This is a genomic window from Frankia sp. CeRuru1, assembly GCF_977966315.1.
Genome location: NZ_CDWWEW010000047.1, coordinates 1,972 through 20,375, shown reverse-complemented (window position 1 = coordinate 20,375; position 18,404 = coordinate 1,972). Strand labels below are relative to the sequence as shown.

14 protein-coding genes and 1 pseudogene are annotated in these 18,404 nt (G+C 70.7%); 7 read left to right on the top strand and 8 right to left on the bottom strand.

Annotated features, from left to right (window positions below):
• The first annotated feature begins 177 nt into the window (after positions 1-177).
• The 3 genes from AC08OP_RS05845 (at position 178) to glgX (ending at position 4,192) form a co-directional block, all read left to right on the top strand.
• A complete protein-coding gene (locus AC08OP_RS05845) occupies positions 178-543 on the top strand; it encodes an SPASM domain-containing protein (RefSeq protein WP_476613247.1) in 366 nt (121 codons plus the stop codon).
• On the top strand, positions 543-1,676 hold the full coding sequence (locus tag AC08OP_RS05840; protein WP_476613246.1) for a methyltransferase domain-containing protein: 1,134 nt from the start codon (positions 543-545) through the stop codon (positions 1,674-1,676). The genes AC08OP_RS05845 and AC08OP_RS05840 overlap by 1 nt, the downstream gene beginning before the upstream one ends.
• Before the next feature lie 125 nt (positions 1,677-1,801).
• Positions 1,802-4,192: a glycogen debranching protein GlgX gene (gene glgX / locus AC08OP_RS05835; RefSeq protein WP_476613245.1), complete on the top strand. Its 2,391-nt coding sequence runs from the start codon at positions 1,802-1,804 to the stop codon at positions 4,190-4,192.
• Here glgX and glgP read toward each other — a convergent pair.
• The gene (gene glgP / locus AC08OP_RS05830; RefSeq protein ID WP_476613244.1) at positions 4,189-6,747 is read right to left on the bottom strand and encodes an alpha-glucan family phosphorylase; all 2,559 of its coding nucleotides are present in this window, start codon (positions 6,745-6,747) and stop codon (positions 4,189-4,191) included. The two genes, glgX and glgP, sit on opposite strands and share 4 nt — an antisense overlap.
• 133 nt (positions 6,748-6,880) lie before the next feature.
• Entirely contained in the window at positions 6,881-8,884 is a 2,004-nt protein-coding gene (gene acs / locus AC08OP_RS05825; protein WP_476613243.1) for an acetate--CoA ligase, read from the bottom strand.
• Between the two features lie 234 nt (positions 8,885-9,118).
• On the opposite strand from acs, the gene AC08OP_RS05820 reads away from it, so the two are divergent.
• Entirely contained in the window at positions 9,119-9,274 is a 156-nt protein-coding gene (locus AC08OP_RS05820) for a hypothetical protein (protein ID WP_476613242.1), read from the top strand.
• A gap of 16 nt (positions 9,275-9,290) precedes the next feature.
• Positions 9,291-10,067 (top strand): enoyl-CoA hydratase/isomerase family protein, encoded by a 777-nt coding sequence (locus tag AC08OP_RS05815; RefSeq protein ID WP_476613241.1) that lies wholly within the window; start codon positions 9,291-9,293, stop codon positions 10,065-10,067.
• Between the two features lie 157 nt (positions 10,068-10,224).
• Here AC08OP_RS05815 and AC08OP_RS05810 read toward each other — a convergent pair whose 3' ends face one another.
• Positions 10,225-11,295 (bottom strand): endonuclease/exonuclease/phosphatase family protein, encoded by a 1,071-nt coding sequence (locus AC08OP_RS05810; protein ID WP_476613240.1) that lies wholly within the window; start codon positions 11,293-11,295, stop codon positions 10,225-10,227.
• A gap of 169 nt (positions 11,296-11,464) precedes the next feature.
• On the bottom strand, positions 11,465-12,844 hold the full coding sequence (locus tag AC08OP_RS05805) for a transcriptional regulator (protein WP_476613239.1): 1,380 nt from the start codon (positions 12,842-12,844) through the stop codon (positions 11,465-11,467).
• 555 nt (positions 12,845-13,399) lie between these two features.
• On the opposite strand from AC08OP_RS05805, the gene AC08OP_RS05800 reads away from it, so the two are divergent.
• Together AC08OP_RS05800 and AC08OP_RS05795 are read left to right on the top strand one after the other, a co-directional pair.
• The gene (locus tag AC08OP_RS05800; RefSeq protein ID WP_476613238.1) at positions 13,400-14,185 is read left to right on the top strand and encodes an electron transfer flavoprotein subunit beta/FixA family protein; all 786 of its coding nucleotides are present in this window, start codon (positions 13,400-13,402) and stop codon (positions 14,183-14,185) included.
• A 13-nt stretch (positions 14,186-14,198) separates the two neighbouring features.
• On the top strand, positions 14,199-15,161 hold the full coding sequence (locus AC08OP_RS05795) for an electron transfer flavoprotein subunit alpha/FixB family protein (protein ID WP_476613237.1): 963 nt from the start codon (positions 14,199-14,201) through the stop codon (positions 15,159-15,161).
• A gap of 91 nt (positions 15,162-15,252) precedes the next feature.
• Here the strand turns inward: AC08OP_RS05795 and AC08OP_RS05790 are convergent, their stop codons facing one another.
• From AC08OP_RS05790 to AC08OP_RS05775, 4 genes and pseudogenes are all read right to left on the bottom strand, one after another.
• Positions 15,253-16,047, bottom strand: coding sequence for a hypothetical protein (locus tag AC08OP_RS05790; protein WP_476613236.1), 795 nt, complete (start codon positions 16,045-16,047; stop codon positions 15,253-15,255).
• A gap of 54 nt (positions 16,048-16,101) precedes the next feature.
• On the bottom strand, positions 16,102-16,920 hold the full coding sequence (locus AC08OP_RS05785) for a vWA domain-containing protein (protein ID WP_476613235.1): 819 nt from the start codon (positions 16,918-16,920) through the stop codon (positions 16,102-16,104).
• Positions 16,921-16,947: 27 nt separating this feature from the next.
• Positions 16,948-18,057 carry a hypothetical protein gene (locus AC08OP_RS05780; protein WP_476613234.1) on the bottom strand — a complete coding sequence of 370 codons (1,110 nt, stop codon included), beginning with the start codon at positions 18,055-18,057 and terminating at the stop codon, positions 16,948-16,950.
• 42 nt (positions 18,058-18,099) lie between these two features.
• Positions 18,100-18,404, bottom strand: a pseudogene (locus AC08OP_RS05775) (hypothetical protein); the annotation flags it as partial.

Sequence of the window (18,404 nt, the reverse complement as noted above, 5' to 3'; positions counted from 1 at the left end):
TCTCCCAGCTTTGTAAGGGCTGTTCCGGGTTCGCGGTGCGGATCGGCACCTATCCGACAGTCTACGGCCACTCGGAGAAGTTGATCTTGTACTGCCCGTGGTGTGCCGGCGCCGGCCGTACTACCTGGGCGCCCCCGGTCTGACCTTGAGACATCTAGACATACCCGAGGAGATGCCATGCCGCCCACAACCATGCCCGCGCTCGACTTTGTCGCGTTGGAGATCACCGGTCGGTGTCAGCTCGCCTGCGTCCACTGCTACGCGGAGTCGGGCCCGACCGGCGGCCACGGGTCGATAGCCGTGGCCGACTGGCACGCGGTCATCGGCGGGGATGGCACGGTCACCCCGTGTGTGTTCGCCCGCCGCGCGCCGGCGGGGAACATCCGCGTCGACCCGCTCGCGGTCATCCTGTCCGGGGCCGCGTTCGCCGGGCAGGTCGCCCGCCTCGACGCCATCCGCCCTCGCGCGCTCCATGGCGACGGCTGCCAGCCGGACGACAGCAAGCCGTGCGGACCGGTCCACCCCGAGCCGGACCCGAACTGATGGCCGAGTCCTGGCGGGCCCACGCCCGCACCCTAGCCGACGAGATCACCCATCCCGGCTCCCGCTGGTACGAGGCTGTTGCCAGCACGCCGCGGCACGAGCTGGTACCGGCCTGGTGGGCGCGGACCAGCGACGGGTGGGCGTTGCGCCGCGGCCCGATCGCCGATGCCTACGCCGCCCACCGGTCGCTCGTCACCCGCGTCGGTGTCCTCCACGCCGATCAAGCGGCCAACGGCGACTCTCCCGTCGGCCTGCCGACGTCCTCGGCCACCATGCCCTCGCTGGCCCTCACCATGTACCGGCACGGCCGGCTCGGCGAGGGCCTGGACATTCTCGACGTGGGTACCGGCTCCGGCTACGGCACGGCGCTGCTCGCCCGCAGGTACGGCAGCGAACGGGTCACCACGGTGGACGTCGACCCGTATCTGGTGGCCGTCGCCGTGAAACGCCTCGCAACCCTCGACCTGCACCCGGACGTGTTGCCGATGGACGCGACCATCGGCCTGCCCGGTCAGTTCGACCGGATCGTCTCGATGGTCTCCGTCCCCAGCATCCCGACGGCCTGGCTGCATGCGCTACGCCCCGGCGGTCGATTGGTTACCACGATCACAGGCACGTACATGGTCGTGACCGCGACGAGAACCTCGCGTGGCCTGCTGGGCATGGTCGAGTTCGAGCCGGCCGCGTTCATGCGCACCCGCACCGGCGACGACTACCCGCCGTCCGTCCTCGACGATGACCAGCTCGACGAACGTGACGCCGACGAGGTGACGACCGGCCGCTATCCCGTCCTCGACGTCGCCGAGGCGTGGGAGCTGTCGACCCTGTTCGCCCTGGCCGTGCCGGGGGCGCGCCACCGTTACCGCCGCGAGCCTGACGGCCAGCACACGGCGATCATCGCCCACCCCGACGGGTCATGGGCCCGAGCCACCGCCGTCGGTGTAGAACCACCGACCGTCCACCAGGGCGGGCCGCGCCGGCTGTGGGACATCCTCGACGATGTCCGGGACGACTGGCTCCGCCTCGGCTTCTCCCCGTTCCGCGGCGCCCGCGCGAGGGTGTTCGACGACGGCAGCATCCGACTCGATCACGGAGACTGGCGGGCAACCATCCAGGCCACCCCTGCGCTCTAGCAGGGGTCGTCGTCGGCGCAGCCGTCCTCCTTCTTTTGACGTCATTCCCGGCCTGTTCCCCGGCCACCGTGTTTCCCGTGCTCCGGAAAGGGGGATCGGTTAGCGTCGCCAAGGTGTCCGACACCGTGAAGACCACCGTCTCACCGGACATACCGGCATCCCCAGGCGTACCGGCGCCGACCGCCTCCGGGCTCGCGCCGGGGTGCGCGGTGCCACTGGGCGTGGCCTGGGACGGGTCCGGGGTGAACATCGCCGTCGTCGCCCCCGGGGCCGAGGCGGTCGACTTCTGCCTGTTCGATGCCGACGGCCGCGAGACACGCCATCGACTTCCGGAGCGTGACGGCGGGGTGTGGCACGGCTATCTGGCCGGCGTCCGCCCCGGTCAGCATTACGGCCTGCGGGCACACGGTCCCTACGACCCGGAGCGGGGCCAGCGGTACAACCCGGCGAAGCTGCTGGTCGACCCCTACGCCCGATTGGTAGCCGGGACGCTGCGCACGGATCCGGCGATCTACGGGTTCGGTGGCGGCGACCCCTACGGCTTCGAACCGGACCCGCGGGACTCCGCACCGTTCGTGCCCCGCTGCGTCGTGACCGGACCCGGGCGGGCGCAGCGGGGCCCCGCCGGGACCAGGGACCCCGGATTCGGGGACCCCGGATCCGGGAGTGGCGGTTCGACGGGTCACGGCGTACATCCGGCGGACAACCGGCCCACCATCCCCTGGTCGGACACGATCATCTACGAGGCGCACGTACGCGGGCTCACGAAACGTCACCCGGGCCTGCCGCCACGGTTACGCGGGACGTACGCCGGGCTCGGCCACCCGAGCGTCCTGGCGCACCTGCGCCGGCTCGGCGTCACCGCGATCGAACTGCTGCCGGTGCACGCCTCGGTCTCCGAACCGGCCCTGCTCGAGCGCGGAAAAATCAACTACTGGGCCTACAACACCCTGGCCTTCTTCGCCCCTCATGCCGGGTACGCGGCCACTGACGATCCGATCGGCGAATTCCAGGCGATGGTCGCCGCCCTGCACGCCGCCGGCATCGAGGTGATCCTCGACGTCGTCTACAACCACAGCGCCGAGGGCAGCGAGCGGGGCCCGACGCTGTCCCTGCGCGGCCTGGACAACACGACCTATTACCGGGTAGAGCCGATGGATCCCCGGCGCTACCGTGACGTGACCGGCTGCGGCAACACCCTCAACACGTCCTCACCGCACGTCGTGCGGCTGATCTGCGACTCGCTGCGGTACTGGGTGACGGAGATGGGCGTCGACGGGTTCCGGTTCGATCTCGCCACCGCGCTCGCCCGCAATCCCGACGCCTTCGACCCCGCGGCAAGCCTGCTGACCGCCATCCACGCCGACCCGATCCTCGCCACGGTGAAGCTGATCGCCGAGCCGTGGGACGTCGGCTGGGGCGGATACCAGGTGGGGGGATTCCCGGCCCCCTGGGCGGAGTGGAACGGGCGGTTCCGCGACACCGTGCGCGACGTGTGGAACAGGCACACCAGCGGCGTCGCCGATCTGGGCTATCGGGTGTCCGGCTCGTCGGACCTGTTCGAGCACGGCGGCCGACGCCCCTGGGCATCGATCAACTTCGTCACCGCCCACGACGGCTTTCCCCTGGCCGACCTGGTCTCCTACAACGAGAAGCACAACGAGGCCAACGGCGAGGGCAACCGGGACGGCGAGGCGGACAACCGCTCGGCGAACTATGGGGTGGAGGGTGCGACCGACGACCCGGCGATCCTGACCATCCGCCGCCGGGTGCGCCGGGGACTGATCACGACGCTGCTGCTGTCCACAGGCGTCCCGATGCTGCTCGCCGGCGACGAGTTCGGTCGCTCGCAGGGCGGCAACAACAACGCCTACTGCCAGGACAACGCGGTGTCCTGGCTCGACTGGCCGGCCGACCTCACCGGATCGGTGGACGTCGCCGGACCGGTGGACGTCGCGGAGCCGGACCACGCCTACCCCGACCCGGCCGGCCCCGACCCGGCGCTGTGCCGGCTGGTGGGCGGGTTGGCGGCACTGCGCTCCGCCGAGCCCGTGCTGCGCCGGGGGCGGTTCTTCCACGGCGGCCAGTCGGCACCCGGGCGACTCGCGGACATCACCTGGTTCCGTGCGGACGGGGCGGTGATGTCGGTGGCGGACTGGAACGCCCCGCGGGTCGCGACGCTCGTGGCCCATGTCGCCGGCAGCCCCGTCGCTGAGGATCCTGCCGGCGGGCGGGGGACGCACGATCGACCGGCCCACGGCACTGGCCTGGTGTACGTGTTCCATCCGGATCGCGGCGACACCGTCGTCACCCTGCCCGGTGCCCCCTGGGCGGCCCGCCACGACCTGCTGCTCAATACCGCCGACGACGATCTCGCCGGATTCCCGGCGACCGTCGCGGTACCGGGAACCAGCTATGCCGGCGGCGAGTCCCTGACCGTGCTGGGCCACAGCGTGCTCGTCCTACGAGCCCATCCCCCCGGCACGGCGGCTTCGCCGCGGTGCGGGGACCCCTAGGGGTTGGTAACCAGGCCCAGTTCGGTGATGCTTGCGGTGAGTGCGTGCCGGGGCAGCACCCGCACCGTGTAACCGAAGGGTCCGGTGCGCCCGAGCGGGATGGTGCCCTCGTAGCGGTGACCGCCCTCCCCTTCGCCAACCGGCTGCAGGAACAGCGTCGAAGGATCCAGGATCCGGTCGGTCTGGTCGATCCGGCCGTAGGAGGCGAGGACGTCGACGTCCTCGAGGGCCAGCTCACCGAGGTCGATCGTGGCCCGCACCACCAGCGACTGGCCCACCTGAGGGGTGTCACCGAGACCAGCGGAGTCGACGTTGAGCACGCGGACCCCGGGCCACGCGGCCTGCACCCGGCTCTTCCAGGCGGCCAGGTCCCGGGCCCCGGCGAAGCCGCCGGCGGCGGCGGCCCGGGCCGAGACACCGGCCGGCACGTAGTAGCGCTCGACATACTCCTGGACCATGCGGCTGGCCAGGACCTGGGGACCGAGAGCCGACAGGGTGTGCTTGACCATCGCGGCCCAGCGCCGCGGGATGCCGTCGCCGGGCTCCGAGTCGTAGAAGCGGGGGGCGACGGTGTTCTCCAACAGGTCGTACAAGGCGGCGGACTCGATGTCATCGCGCCGGTCGGGGTCCTCGACCCCGTCCGCGGTCGGGATCGCCCAGCCGTTCTGGCCGTCGAACATCTCGTCCCACCAGCCGTCCCGGATGGACAGGTTCAGGCAGCCGTTCAGCGCGGCCTTCATCCCCGACGTGCCGCACGCCTCCAGCGGACGCAGCGGGTTGTTCAGCCAGACGTCCGATCCGGAGTACAGGAAGCGCGCCATCCCGATGTCGTAGTCGGGGAGGAAGACGATGCGCGACCGCACGGCCGGGTCGTCGGAGAACTGGACGATCTGCTGGACGAGCTGCTTGCCACCATCGTCGGCAGGGTGCGCCTTGCCGGCGATGACCATCTGGATCGGCCGCTGCGGGTGCAGCAGCAGCCGGCGCAGCCGGTCACGGTCCCGCAGCATGAGGGTCAGCCTCTTATAGGACGGCACGCGCCGGGCGAAACCGATCGTGAGGATGTCCGGATCGAAAACCGACTCCACCCACTCCAGCTCACCGGGTGCCGCGCCGCGCTCGAGCCAGGAGGCCCGCAGCCGGCGGCGGACCTCGGTGACGAGGCGTTCCCGCAACTGCCGCCGGGCGGCCCACACGACCTCGTCGGGCAACGCGGAGATCTTCTCGAATCCGGCCGCGTCGTCGGAAAGCAGGCCCGGGCCGGGCTCGCGGTCAGCAAGCTCGATGATGGGCCGGGACACCCAGGTCGGGGCGTGCACCCCGTTGGTCACCGAGCCGATCGGGACCTCGGCGGTGTCGAAACCGGGCCACAGCCCCGCGAACATCTCCCGGCTGACGATGCCGTGGAGCTTGCTGACGCCGTTCGAACGCTGCGCGAGCCGCAGACCCATGTGGGCCATGTTGAAGACGTTGGGGTCGGCCTCCACCCCGAGCTGCAGGATCCGCTCGACCGGCACACCGGGCCAGCCGTTGTCCCCGCCGAAATGGCGGGCGACCAGGCTGCGAGGGAACCGGTCGATGCCGGCGGGGACGGGGGTGTGGGTGGTGAACAGCGTGCCGGCGCGGGCGGCTTGGAGCGCCTCGTCGAAGCTGAGCCCGTTCTCGACGAGCTCCCGGATCCGCTCCAGGCCGAGGAAGCCCGCGTGCCCCTCGTTGGTGTGGTACACCTCGGGCTCCGGAGTCCCGGTCACCGCGGCGTAGGCGCGCAGCGCACGGACACCCCCGATGCCCAGCAGCATCTCCTGGAGCAGCCGGTGGTCGGTCCCGCCGCCGTAGAGCCGGTCGGTCACCCCCCGCTCGGCCGGCTGGTTGTCCTCGACGTCCGAGTCGAGCAGCAGCAGCGGGACCCGTCCGACCTGCGCCTTCCAGATCTGCGCGTGCAGCGTGCGACCCTCGGGCAGACCGACGGCCACCTTCACCGGCATCCCCGCCGGATCGGTCAGCTGGGCCAGGGGGAGCCCGTGCGGGTCGATGCCCGGGTACCGCTCCTGCTGCCAGCCGTCCCGGGACAGCGACTGCACGAAGTACCCGGCCCGGTAGAGCAGGCCGACGCCGATGATCGGCACGCCGAGGTCGCTCGCGGTCTTGAGATGGTCGCCGGCGAGGATGCCGAGGCCGCCGGAGTACTGCGGCAGCACCTCGGTGATACCGAACTCCGGGGAGAAGTAGGCGATCGCCGATGGGGCGCCTTCGGCCTTCCGCTGCTGATACCACAGATCGGCTGTCAGGTACTCCTGGAGGTCGTCCGCGACGTCGGTGAGCCGGCGCACGAACCGGCGGTCGGCGGCCAGCGCGAGCAGCCGGTTATGATCCACCTCGCCGAGCAGGCGGACCGGGTCTCCCTTCGTCGCCCGCCAGAGCTCCGGATCAACAGACTCGAACAGGTCCAGCGTCTCGGGATGCCAGGACCAGCGAAGATTCAGGACTAGTTCCCCTAGTGGAGCAAGCTGCCCGGGGAGCTGCGCACGGACGGTGAACCGTCGGAGGGCTCTCACGAAGACGTGAGCCTAGACAGTGCCGGCGACGTCGACACACCCGGGTGCGGCCAGCTGGTCCCGGCCGGGAAACAACTGTCATGTCGACCCGATGGCAGCCAGAATTGTCCGGAACCGGGGACCGGAACCGCTCTTACTCGTTGTCTCGGGCGGTGCCCACCTTGGCCGCGAGCGCGGCCATCACCGCGGGGTCGCGCAAGGTCGTGACGTCGCCGAGTTCCCGGCCTTCGGCAATGTCACGCAGCAACCGGCGCATGATCTTACCGGACCGGGTCTTCGGCAGGTCGTCGGCCCAGATGATCCGCCGCGGCCGGGCGAGCTTGCCGATCCGCCTGGCCACGTGCTCGCGCAGCTCGGCCTCGGTGGCCTCGTCGCCCGAGCGGTCACCGGTGAGCGTCACGAACGCGACGATCGCCTGGCCGGTCTGCTCGTCGTACTCTGCGACCACCGCCGCCTCGGCGACGGCCTCATGGGCGACGATCGCCGACTCCACCTCCGCGGTGGACAGCCGGTGCCCGGACACGTTGATAACGTCGTCGATCCGCCCGATGATCCAGAAGTAGCCGTCGGCGTCGAGGCGCGCGGCGTCGCCGACGACGTAGGTCGACGGGCCGAAGCGGGAGAAGTACGTCTTGACGAACCGCTCGTCGTCCTTGTAAAGGGTGCGCAGCATGGATGGCCATGGCTTGGTGATCACCAGGATTCCGGTGCCCTCGGTGACCGGCTCGCCGTCCTCCGAGAGCAGCGCCGGGCTGATACCGGGCAGCGGCAGGGTCGCCGAACCCGGCTTGGTCGACGTCACGCCGGCCAGCGGCGAGATGAGCGCGGAGCCGGTCTCGGTCTGCCACCACGTATCGACGATCGGGCAGCGACCACCGCCGATGACCACGTGGTACCACAACCATGCCTTCGGGTTGATCGGTTCCCCGACCGTGCCGAGTACCCGCAGCGAGGACAGGTCGTGCCGACCGGGATACCGCGCGCCCCACTTGATGCACGTACGGATCGCCGTCGGCGCCGTGTAGAACACGGTGACCTTGTACTCCTCGATGAGCCGCCACCAGATGTCGTAGTCGGGGTAGTCCGGCGCCCCCTCGTACATCACGCTGGTCACGCCGTTCGACAGTGGGCCGTAGATGATGTAGGAGTGCCCGGTGATCCAGCCGACGTCCGCGGAACACCAGTAGACGTCGGTGCCCGGGTCGATGTCGAAGACCGCCCGGTGAGTGTAGGTGGCACCGAGCAGGTAACCCGCGGTCGTGTGCAGGATCCCCTTCGGCTTCGCGGTCGATCCGGAGCTGTAGAGGATGAACAGGGGATGCTCCGCGGACAGCGGTTCCGGCGGGCAGTCGGGCGCCGCCGCAGCCAGCAGTTCGTGGTACCAGACGTCCCGGCCCGCGGTCATCGGCGCCCCGGTACCGCCCGGCCCGGGCACGACCACAATGTGCTCCAGCGCCGGGAGGTCACCGAGCTCCGCGTCGACGGCGGCCTTCACCGGCGCCGTCCGCCCTTTGCGCCGCGCGCCGTCCACGGTGATCAGCACCTTGGCGTCGGAGACCTCCATCCGCTCCCGGACCGCGGACGGCGCGAAACCACCGAAGACCACGTTGTGGACCGCGCCGATCCGGGCGCAGGCCAGCATCGCGACGGCCACCTCGGGAATCATCGGCAGGAAGATCCCGACCACGTCGCCGGCGCGCACGCCGAGCGAACGCAGCCCGTTCGCCAGCCGCTGGGTGTCGGCGAGCAGGTCCGCATAGGTGACGGTGCGCCGTTCTCCCTCCTCCCCGTGCCAGTGGAAGGCCACCCGCTCGCCGCGCCCGGCCGCCACGTGCCGGTCCAGGCAGTTCTCCGACAGGTTCAGCGTCCCGTCCGCGAACCAGGTGTAGAAGGGCGGGTTCGAGTCGTCGAGTACCTGCGTGAACGGCGTGTGCCAGGTCAGCAGCTCCTCGGCCTTGCGAGCCCAGAACGCGTTCGGGTCCGCCTCGGCGGCGGCCCGGTCGGCGTCCATCGGCCGGCGCCGGGTGAAGGCCGCCGACGGGTCGAAACGCTCCACTGACAGCAGGCTCTCCAGGGTCGCCTCGAGATCGGCGACCTTCTCGAGACCGGTCGGGACGCTGACACCTGTGTCGGCCACGGCTCCTCCTGGGTCGGCTCGGGACGAACAGCACGGTCATACTCTGCCCCTCGGTCTACCACGAAGGCCCGTCAACTCTCAGGAGTTGCGCGGCAGGTTCCGGCGGTCGGCAGGTTCCGGGAGTGAGAGGGGACCGACCGGTGGCCGACAGGTGGTAATGTCCGCTACTTTCAGTTATAGGCTAGTGCGCCGGCTGGAACCAAGTGATCCCCGAACCCGATCGGGAGATGATTGATGAAGATCATCTCGTGTCGGCCTATCGTGACGACCGACACCTACAGCGACACCGAAACCATCCTCAAAGCCGGCGCCGTCGACGATCTCGGCGGGCCGGGGCGGGGTGGGGAACGCCGGGGTGCCGGACGCCTCGCCGGTCGTCGAGGGGCCTGAAGCGGGAGGAATGCGGATGAGTGTGGTGCGGCTCGAGGTTGACGGCGGGATCGGCACCATCCGGTTAGACCGGCCGCCGATGAACGCGCTGGATTCCACGGTCGCCGCGGAGCTGCGGACCGCCGCGGTCGAGGCGACCCGGCGGTCGGAGGTCCGCGCGGTGGTGCTCTATGGCGGGGAGAAGGTGTTTGCCGCCGGGGCCGACATCCGGCAGATGGCGCCGATGGGTTACGCCGAGGCATCCGCCTGGGTGGGCGATCTGAACTCCACCTTCGAGGTCGTGGCCCGGATCCCGAAGCCCGTGGTCGCCGCGGTGACGGGCTATGCCCTGGGCGGCGGGTTGGAGCTTGCCCTGTGCGCGGACGTGCGGGTCCTGGCCGAGGACGCCCGGGTCGGCCAGCCCGAGATCCTGCTCGGAGTGATCCCCGGTGCGGGGGGCACCCAGCGGCTGCCGCGCCTGATCGGCCCGTCCCGCGCCAAGGACCTCATCTTCAGCGGCAGGCAGGTCCGGGCGGCCGAGGCCGCGGAGATCGGCCTGGCCGACGCCGTCGTTCCCGCGGGTGAGGTGTACGTGCAGGCGAAGCGGATCGCGGGCCGGTACACGAACGGCCCGGCGATGGCGCTCGCGGCGGCGAAGCACGCGGTCGACGACGGCGCGGAGATCGCGCTGGCCGAGGCGCTGCGCCTGGAGGCGGCGCTGTTCGCCGGGCTGTTCGCCACCGAGGACCGGCGGATCGGAATGGAGTCCTTCCTCGAGAGCGGGCCCGGCAAGGCCGACTTCATCGGCCGCTGACCGGAACCCCGTGCGGTGTCTGTGGTAGGGGTCCCCGGATGGCGCCGAAGGCTTGCGATGGTTGTCCCAGGAGGATCGCCGGAGGCGATTCGACGGAGACCCCGTGCGGTGCCTGTGGTAGGGGTCCCCGGATTGCGCCGAAGGCGCCATCCGGGGGCTACCGCATGGCTAGGTCGGCGATGACCGGCCGGTGGTCGCTGCCGAAATCGCCGCCGACCTCGAAACCCGTCACCGCGAACGCGGGTGAGGCCAGCACGTGGTCAATGCGCAGCACGGGCGGCAGGATCAGGCTCTTGGAGTTCCAGGTCGGTTGCCACCCGCCGCCGACGACGTCGTGTGCGTCGCGTACCCCCGAGCTCACCAGCCGGCGGAACGGCCGGTGGTCCCGGGTGGCATTGAAGTCGCCGGCCATGACGACCGGCAGCGTGGCGTGCTCGAGTTGCGCGCGCAGCGTGTCGAGCTGGGTCCGCCACCGGTCGGTGTAGGCGCTGGTCGTCGGTGAGATCGTGTGCACCGCGTACACGACGAAGCGTCGACGCTCATCCACCTCCACGGTGGCCCGCAACGACATCGATCCGCCGACGACCGGGGCCGCGGCGTCGTGCAGCGGGAAGCGGGAGAACACGGCGGCGCCGAACGCACCCGGCTCCGGGTACACCTCGCGGTACCGGTAGCTCGCCAGCGCCCCGGACGAGGTGACCCGCGCCAGGGTGAGCGGGGAGAGCTCCACGAGGACGAGCACGTCCGGGTTCGCGGCGCGGATCTGCGTGCCCAGTCGGTCGGCGCGGTCGTTGTAGTAAAGCAGGTTTGCCGACATCACCCGCAGGCGCGCGGCACCCTGCGGGGCCTCCTCGGCGCCGCCGGGGAGAACCTCGGGCAGGGTCCAGAACAGATGGATGGCGATCAGGGCCATGGAGATGATCATCAGCAGGTTGCGGCGGAGTGCGAAGGCCACCGCCACGGTGGCGTAGGCCGGGAGGTAGAGCAGTTCGGTCCCGGCGTTGATCGCGGAGTAGGGCCAGCCCACCGCATCGTCGAGATGGGCCAACCGGCCGAGGGCGACCCCCCCGAGCCCGGCCGCTGTGACCCACGCGACGATCACGACCAGGGGGCGGACCGGGAAGGCCGGGCGCGGCCGGGGCTCCGGGGCGGCGACCGGGATGTTCTTGTGCCGGGAGATGGGGTCGGTGTCCGGCACGGCGGAACCGGACTCCTGCGCGGAACTCACTGCACTAGAGTGCCCGGCTGGCAGGGCTGTCCGGGAGGCGGGTGCTCCCGGACAGCCCGTTCGGTGGTGAGACGTCGGTAACGGTGGGGCCGATGGCCGTGGCTTGCCGGCGCCGGGAGCCGTCGGCGCTGAAGTCGTCGGCGCCCGTGCGACGGCTATCGGTGACCGGTCAGGTGGCGGCTGTGGCGCCGACCAGTGGGCGCGCCCGTTCGTGCCATTCGCGGACCGCCACCGTCGGGTGCGTGTCGAGCTCACGGTCCAGCTCCCGCAGCTTCTCGGTGACCCGGGAGGACGACAGCTGCCCGGCGACGGAGACGGCTCGGTAGCCCGCCTCCAGGGCGGCCTCCAGGTCCGGAGTCGGTCGGCGCAGGTAGGCCAGGGCGAGGTCGGCCTCGGCGTAGCTGCGGGTTCGGGCGCGCGCCGCGCCCTGCAGGCTCCGGGCCTCGAGCAGTTTCGTCTCGGCCGGTCGGGCGTGGCCCAGCAGTAACAAGCAGTGACCATGGCACTCGGCGACGTCGCCGGCGTTGTAGTGGCCGGCCCAGGACGGTCCGTCGTCCCCGTCGCTGCGCGCGATCGCCCGGTCCATCTTGTCCAGGGCCTCTATGCAACCGGCCTCGTCACGGTTGCGTGCCAGCGCCCAGGCATGCTTGTCGTGCAGCATGGCCTGCACGGCATACGAGGAGTGCCGCACCGCGCGGCCGAGGGCCGCCCGGGCCAGGGCGAGGCTCTGCCGGGGATGGCCCAGCCGGGCGGCCTGGTCGCTCATCGCGGACAGCACCCGGCCGGCGAGCATGGCGTCGTCGGCGTGCTCGGCGAGGCTGAGGGCCTGGATGTAGTAGCGCTGCGCGAGGGCCTGCCGGTTGCTGTCCTGGGCGAGCCACCCGCTGAACTGGGTCAGCTCGGCTAGCGCACTGAACAGGTCGGGGCTCGGCCGTCCCTCCCGGGCGGCCCGGGCCCGGTCGTGCAGAAAGGCGACGACCTGAGGCCGGATCTCGTCGCCGCCGAACTTCGCGTCCAGCCGGCGGAAGGTCTCGGTCATATCCCGGATCACGGTGCCGGCGGAGGCTCCCGTCGGTTCCGGCCCGACGATCCGGTCAACCACTCCGGTGAGGCTGGAGAGGACCGGATCAGCGAAGGCCGATGCGATGAAGGCCGTTCCGTCGTGTAACAGGTCGCGTCGCCGCATGTCTCGCCCCGATAGTCCGGCAAGGGTGCTGAGGGTCTCGGTGGGTGCGTTCGAGCTCGACAGCCCGAGGTCGTCGCGTTCATAGGACTCCCCGCGCCAGCCCAGATCCACCGGCCGGACCGGGTATCCCAGGGCCGCGGACATCTCGGCCGCCGCGAGTTCGGCGACCATCGGGTCACGCGGCCGCATCCCGCGACGCCAGTGACCGACGGTGGTCCTGGCCAGGCCCAGTTCGATCCGGCGTTGATGGCGGGCGCGGGCGTTCACCTGCCGGGCGAACCGGGTGTCGGATACCCCGGCCTCCCGCAGCAGGCGCGCGAACTGGGTCGCGGGAGAGGGATCTTCAGACGACGTATTCGACATGTGTCCCCCGTCGAGGTAAAGATGACTTAAATCCACAATGTCGGTGCCTTGCGCACCTCTTGGGCAGAAAGTAGCCGAGCAGTCACCTTGTAAGGAAGAGGGTGTGCATAACCCGGCCGGAATGCACGACGAGTCGGGACCGGTGCCTCTAGCGGATCCCCGGATGACCGGTAAAAGAAGGTGCGGAATATCTCAATCGGTTACGGAAAGCGGCGGATCCATTTTCTGCACATACATCTGCATGGCGCGTCTGCACGCCCCGGGGGGCGCGGAGGGCCGGAGAGGGGCCCGGACGGATCGTCATCGGGGGCGTCTTGTCCCGCTCTGGGGGGAAGCGGCCGTGACGATGCATCCGGCCGGGGGTATGGTTCCGCCCGGCCGGACGGACTAGGCTCCGTGACGGGGCGTAGTCGCCACCCGGTTTCGGCCCGGCTGTCCAGGTCAGGGGCGTACTGCGGTCCGCGTCACGTCGTCGATCACTGAGCGTGTGAGCGCTCCAGATGCGACGATGCCGAGAGCACTGACATCGGATGTTGGCTACGGAGGCCCCAAGGCGTGAACATCGTCGTTACCGTCAAGCAGGTTCCTGACACCTGGGCGGAGAAGAAGCTCGACGCCGCGGACAAGACTGTCGACCGTAAGAGTGTCGACAACGTCATGAACGAGATGGACGAGTACGGGGTCGAAGAGGCCCTGAAGATCAAAGAAGCGCACGGGGGCGAGGTCACCGTCGTCACGATGGGACCGGCCAAGGCGGCCGAGACGATCCGCAAGGCCCTGTCGATGGGTGCGGACAAGGCCGTGCACCTGACGGACGACTCGCTGCACGGGTCGGACGCGCTGGCGACGTCCGCCGCGCTGGCGAAGGTGATCTCCACGCTGTCACCCGACATCGTCATCACCTCCAGCGAGGCTTCCGATGCCCGTGGCGGCGTCATCGGTGCCCTGCTGGCGGAGCGGCTGGCCCTTCCCCAGCTCACCCAGGCCCGCAAGGTCACGGTGGACCCGGCCGCGGGCAAGGTCACGATCGAGCGTCTCGCCGACAACGGCTACGCCCTGGTCGAGGCGAGCCTGCCGGCCGTGGTCGCCGTGGTCGAGAAGATCAACCAGCCGCGTTACCCCTCGTTCAAGGGCATCATGGCGGCCAAGAAGAAGCCGCTGACGACGTTGTCCGCCGCGGACGTGGGTCTGGACGCCAGTGCGGTCGGGCTGGCCGGCGCCACGTCGACGGTCGTTGCTTCGGAGCCCGCGCCGCCGCGGTCGAGTGGCACGATCGTCAAGGACGAGGGCAACGGCGGCACGAAGGTCGCGGAGTTCCTCGCGGCGCAGAAGCTTATCTGAGGGGTTTTGTCCGATGGCTGAAGTTCTCGTGCTCGTCGAGCACGCCAATGGTGAACCCAAGAAGGTCACCGCGGAACTGCTGACGCTCGCCCGTTCGCTCGGCGAGCCCGCCGCGGTGTTCCTCGGAGCGCCGGGCACCTATGCGAAGGCCAAGGAGTACCTCGCGCAGTATGGCGCCGCCAGGGTCTACGTCGTCGAGTCGGAGGACGTCGTCGGCTACGTGGGCGCGCCGGCGGCGGAGGTGCTGGCCAAGCTGGTCGCGGACGCGTCGCCGGCCGCCGTACTGGTCGCCGCCACCGCGGATTCGCGGGAGATCGCGGCCCGCGTCGCCGCGAAGACCGACTCGGGCCTGATCTGGGACGCCGTCGCGCTGGCCCCCGACCTGGTCGCCACCCAGGGTATCTTCGGCGGCTCGACGATTGTCACGTCGAAGGTCGTCAAGGGTGTTCCGGTGGTCGTCGTCCGGCCGAACTCGATGGCGCCCGAGGCCGCCCCCGTGACGCCGTCCGAGCAGACGGTGGACATCGCGATCTCCGACGCCGCGAAGGGGGCCAAGATCGTCGACCGTGTCGTCGAGGCGAAGTCCGGCCGCCCGGACCTCACCGAGGCCCAGGTCGTCGTCTCCGGTGGTCGCGGTCTGGGCGCCGCCGAGCACTTCACCCTGGTGGAGAAGCTGGCCGACACCCTCGGCGCCGCGGTCGGCGCGTCGCGTGCCGCCACCGACGCCGGGTGGTACCCGCACCAGAACCAGGTCGGGCAGACCGGCAAGACGGTGTCCCCGCAGCTCTACATCGCGGTCGGCATCTCCGGCGCGATCCAGCACCGGGCCGGGATGCAGACGTCCAAGACGATCGTCGCGATCAACAAGGACCCGGAAGCGCCGATCTTCGAGTTCGCGGACTACGGGCTGGTCGGCGACCTGTTCAACGTCGTCCCGCAGCTCATCGAGGCGATCGAGAAGCGCAAGGCCGGCTGATCGATCGATCCCGCGGACCGGCCACGGCCGGGCGTCCACTGGTCTCGGCGAGGGTGGCGCCCGGCCGTCGTTCAGGATCCATGCCCGTGCGTCACCCCCGCGGGTCCTCGCGCACCCGGAGCACCACCAGCGTGAGGTCGTCGTGGTCGATCTCGCCCGCGTCCTTGAGCTGGTGGGCGAGCCCCTCCAGGTTCGGCTTGCGCAGGTCGGGAAGTCGCCGCCAGACCTCCGGATCGGTCCAGGGCAGGGTGTAGAGCCACTTACTGATCGCGTCGCTGCCGAGCAGGAAGACCTCCCCCGCCTCGGCGAAGCCTCGCCGCACCCGCACCGGCCAGCCCTCCTCGGTCGGCGCGAGCCGACGGGCCCGCCCGAGGTCGCTGGGCACCAGGTCGGGGGTGCTCGTGAAGGCGGCCGATGCGGAGTACGGGAAGAACTCGGGTTGCGCGCCCGCCAGGATGGCCGTCGGCGAGGGCACCCGGACCAGGCAGGAATCGCCGACCGCGATCGCCTCCCACTCCAGCCGGCCGTCGTGTTCGTTCTCCTCGCTCCTGAACTGCAGTCCAAGAAACGTGGCGAACGCCGCTTCCGTCGCACCGACGCCCTGGAACCGCCAGTCGTCGGGATCGACCGTCGGCGGCCTCAGGTTCCAGATCCTGATCGTCTCGCGGAACCATTCGTAGATGCCCTCGGCCGAGGCCCCGATCGGCGGCGGCGTGTTGACGTATCGCGTGACCAGCAGGTTTGCCCACCGCCGCACGTCGACCCCCTCCGACGCGCCATCCGCGACGGCTGCCCGCCGGCGCGCCGTGCTTACCATCGTCGCGTCTTCGGAGACATAGCCGCTGTTCTTCGGTAGCCACACCTGCACCCGGCCCGTGACCCGCACTCCCGCACCTCTCCTTCCTCGGGACCCACCGCCGCCGTCGGCCCACCGCTCCACTCAGGCGTCGACCTGAGCCACCTGGGTGCCGACGGTGAGGGCGAGGACGATCGCGTCGGGTGTCGCGTTGGACACGAATCCCCGGGCGCCGGGCCGGGTCTGCACGCCCAGGCGCTCCGCCGCGGTGCGCATCAGCGGCGGCAGCTCGCTCGACATCCGGAACAGCCCGCGAGCCCACTCGTCGGACAGCTCGGACTCGGCCGCGGGGAAGGTGGTGGTGGTCTGCGCGAGCGCGGAGATGCTGATGTTGAACAGCAGCAGGTTGCCGTCCGCGGTGCGCAGCGACCGTAGCCGGTCGGCCCACATCTGCACCTTCTCGGGCTCGCCGTCGGTGGCGGCTCCATCGGTGATGTTGATGATGATCGGCGGGAAGGAGTCCTGGTGGTTCTGGGCCCAGCCGGAGGCGAGGCTTCCGGCCATATCGAGGGCGGCGCACATCGGGGTGAGGCCCGCCCCGAACGGTTCGAACCACACCGGCATCGAGGAGCCGTGACGCTCCTCCCGGCGCAACACGGAGGCGAAGAGGTCCGGTACCGAGACCAGCCACTGGCCGGCGAGCGCTCCGGTGAACAGTGAGCGGGCCTCCGCGCCGCTGTAGCCGAGCACGGCGATGTCGTAGTAGGGACGCGGACCCTCGCCGCGCTCCTTGCTGCACCGGCGGATGATCATCGCGAGGGTGTCGTTGACGATGTCGGCGAGGGCCTGCGCCTTGGAGATGCCGGGACGCCCGGCGATCGGGTAGTTCATCGAGTCGGACTGGTCCAGCAGAAAGATGAAGCAGCCCGGGGCACGCCGGTCGATCTGCTTGGTGTAGGGCATGGGCGTCGCGCTTCCTCAGGAATCGGATCAGTACCGGGGGAGGTGGTCGTCGGCGGAGAGAGCGCCCGGGGGATCGCCCGCCGGGTTCGTCGGGAGGATGTCCGGCCAGGGCTCGCCGGCGGCCACCCGCCATGAGTTCGGACATGCGCGGCAGGCGTAGGACGCGTCGACCTGGACGCTCCCGCACGAGCACTGCGGGTCCTCCAGCAGCGTCCGCCGATCGATCACCTCGACTCCGATCGGGTGGACGGCGGCGCCCGCGCGCTCATGGGCCGGTCCCAGGGCGGCCGGGACCGGCGGTGCCGGCCGCGGATACCGAGTCGGCTGAAATTCGGCCGGCTGGAAGTCCCCGGGCAACGCCGGTTCCGGGTAGGTGCCGCGACCGGTCACGGCGTGGATGAAGCCGGCCAGCGGAACCACGGCGAGGCCGACCGCGAAGATCAGAAGCCAGCGCAGCGCGGTGCCGATCCGGTCGGGGCCGTAGGTGCCATCGTGCACTGTGGCCGGCACCAGGATCTTGCGGTCGTCACCGATCGCCTCGACCGTGTCCGGAAGTGCCTCGGCCACCTTGCGGACGTCCGGGCGGGCGCCCGGACCGACGGCGACGAGCAGCCGGGCGCCGACCTCGGCGAGCCGGGGGACGTCGGCGGCCGGCACCCCGAGCGACGGGACGCCGGCCGTGGCCGACGCCGCGGGTGGGATGTAGGGGGTGAAGGCCGGGCCGTCCTCCCCCGTGCCGCGGGTGAATCGGGGCGGGAGCGGGACGTGGAGCAGCTCACCGTCCTTGAGCGAGTGATCGGCCACGGCGTCCGGGTGGACCCCGAGTGCCGCGGCGATCTGTTCCCGGGTCTCCCCGGCCCGCACCTTGTACTGGATGAACAGCTCGGGCTCGTCCGGCCGCGGCGCCGACGACGCCACGAGTATCACCTGGTCGACGTCGTCCCCGCCGGCCGCCCGCAGGGCCTGGTCGGCGGAGGTCGTCACCAGGATCCTGATCGGCGACGGAGCCGTTCCGCCTCCGCCCGAGATCAGGCCGACGACGGCGATCGTGACCGCGGCCACGAGGATGCAGACCCCGATGATCCGCTGGTGGCGGCTCGGCCACGCGGTGTCGTCCGGCCCGCCTGACGGCGCCATGCCGCCTCCCTTCGGTTGTCTCGAGCCTTCGGTCGTCCTGTATCAACCAACGGTGAGGATGATCAGGATGAGTGCGAGGATGGCCAGGGCCGCGAGGACGAGAGCCGCCGTGCGCGACCCGGAGCCGCGGTTCGGCGTGGATCCGGGGGGCGATGCCTGCTGTGCCCCGTCGCCGGCCGCGGAGGTCGCGCCGGGCCGGCTGGAACCCGAGGCGCCACCGGCGCCCGCGGCCGTGCCGCCCTGACCCGCCGAGGGACCGGTGTTCGGCGATGTCCTGGTCGTCGCGTCCCAGAGATTCCGTCCCGCCGCTGGGGTGCCTGGGGTGGCCGACGGTGAGGGTGGGGTCG

Excerpts from the sequence above, each read along its gene's own strand:
- AC08OP_RS05840 (WP_476613246.1), top strand. The coding sequence starts at position 543 with ATGGCCGAGTCCTGGCGGGCCCACGCCCGCACCCTAGCCGACGAGATC.
- AC08OP_RS05795 (WP_476613237.1), top strand. The coding sequence starts at position 14,199 with ATGGCTGAAGTTCTCGTGCTCGTCGAGCACGCCAATGGTGAACCCAAG.
- AC08OP_RS05820 (WP_476613242.1), top strand. The coding sequence starts at position 9,119 with ATGAAGATCATCTCGTGTCGGCCTATCGTGACGACCGACACCTACAGC.
- AC08OP_RS05785 (WP_476613235.1), bottom strand. The coding sequence starts at position 16,920 with ATGCCCTACACCAAGCAGATCGACCGGCGTGCCCCGGGCTGCTTCATC.
- AC08OP_RS05815 (WP_476613241.1), top strand. The coding sequence starts at position 9,291 with ATGAGTGTGGTGCGGCTCGAGGTTGACGGCGGGATCGGCACCATCCGG.
- AC08OP_RS05805 (WP_476613239.1), bottom strand. The coding sequence starts at position 12,844 with ATGTCGAATACGTCGTCTGAAGATCCCTCTCCCGCGACCCAGTTCGCG.
- AC08OP_RS05845 (WP_476613247.1), top strand. The coding sequence starts at position 178 with ATGCCGCCCACAACCATGCCCGCGCTCGACTTTGTCGCGTTGGAGATC.
- AC08OP_RS05780 (WP_476613234.1), bottom strand. The coding sequence starts at position 18,057 with ATGGCGCCGTCAGGCGGGCCGGACGACACCGCGTGGCCGAGCCGCCAC.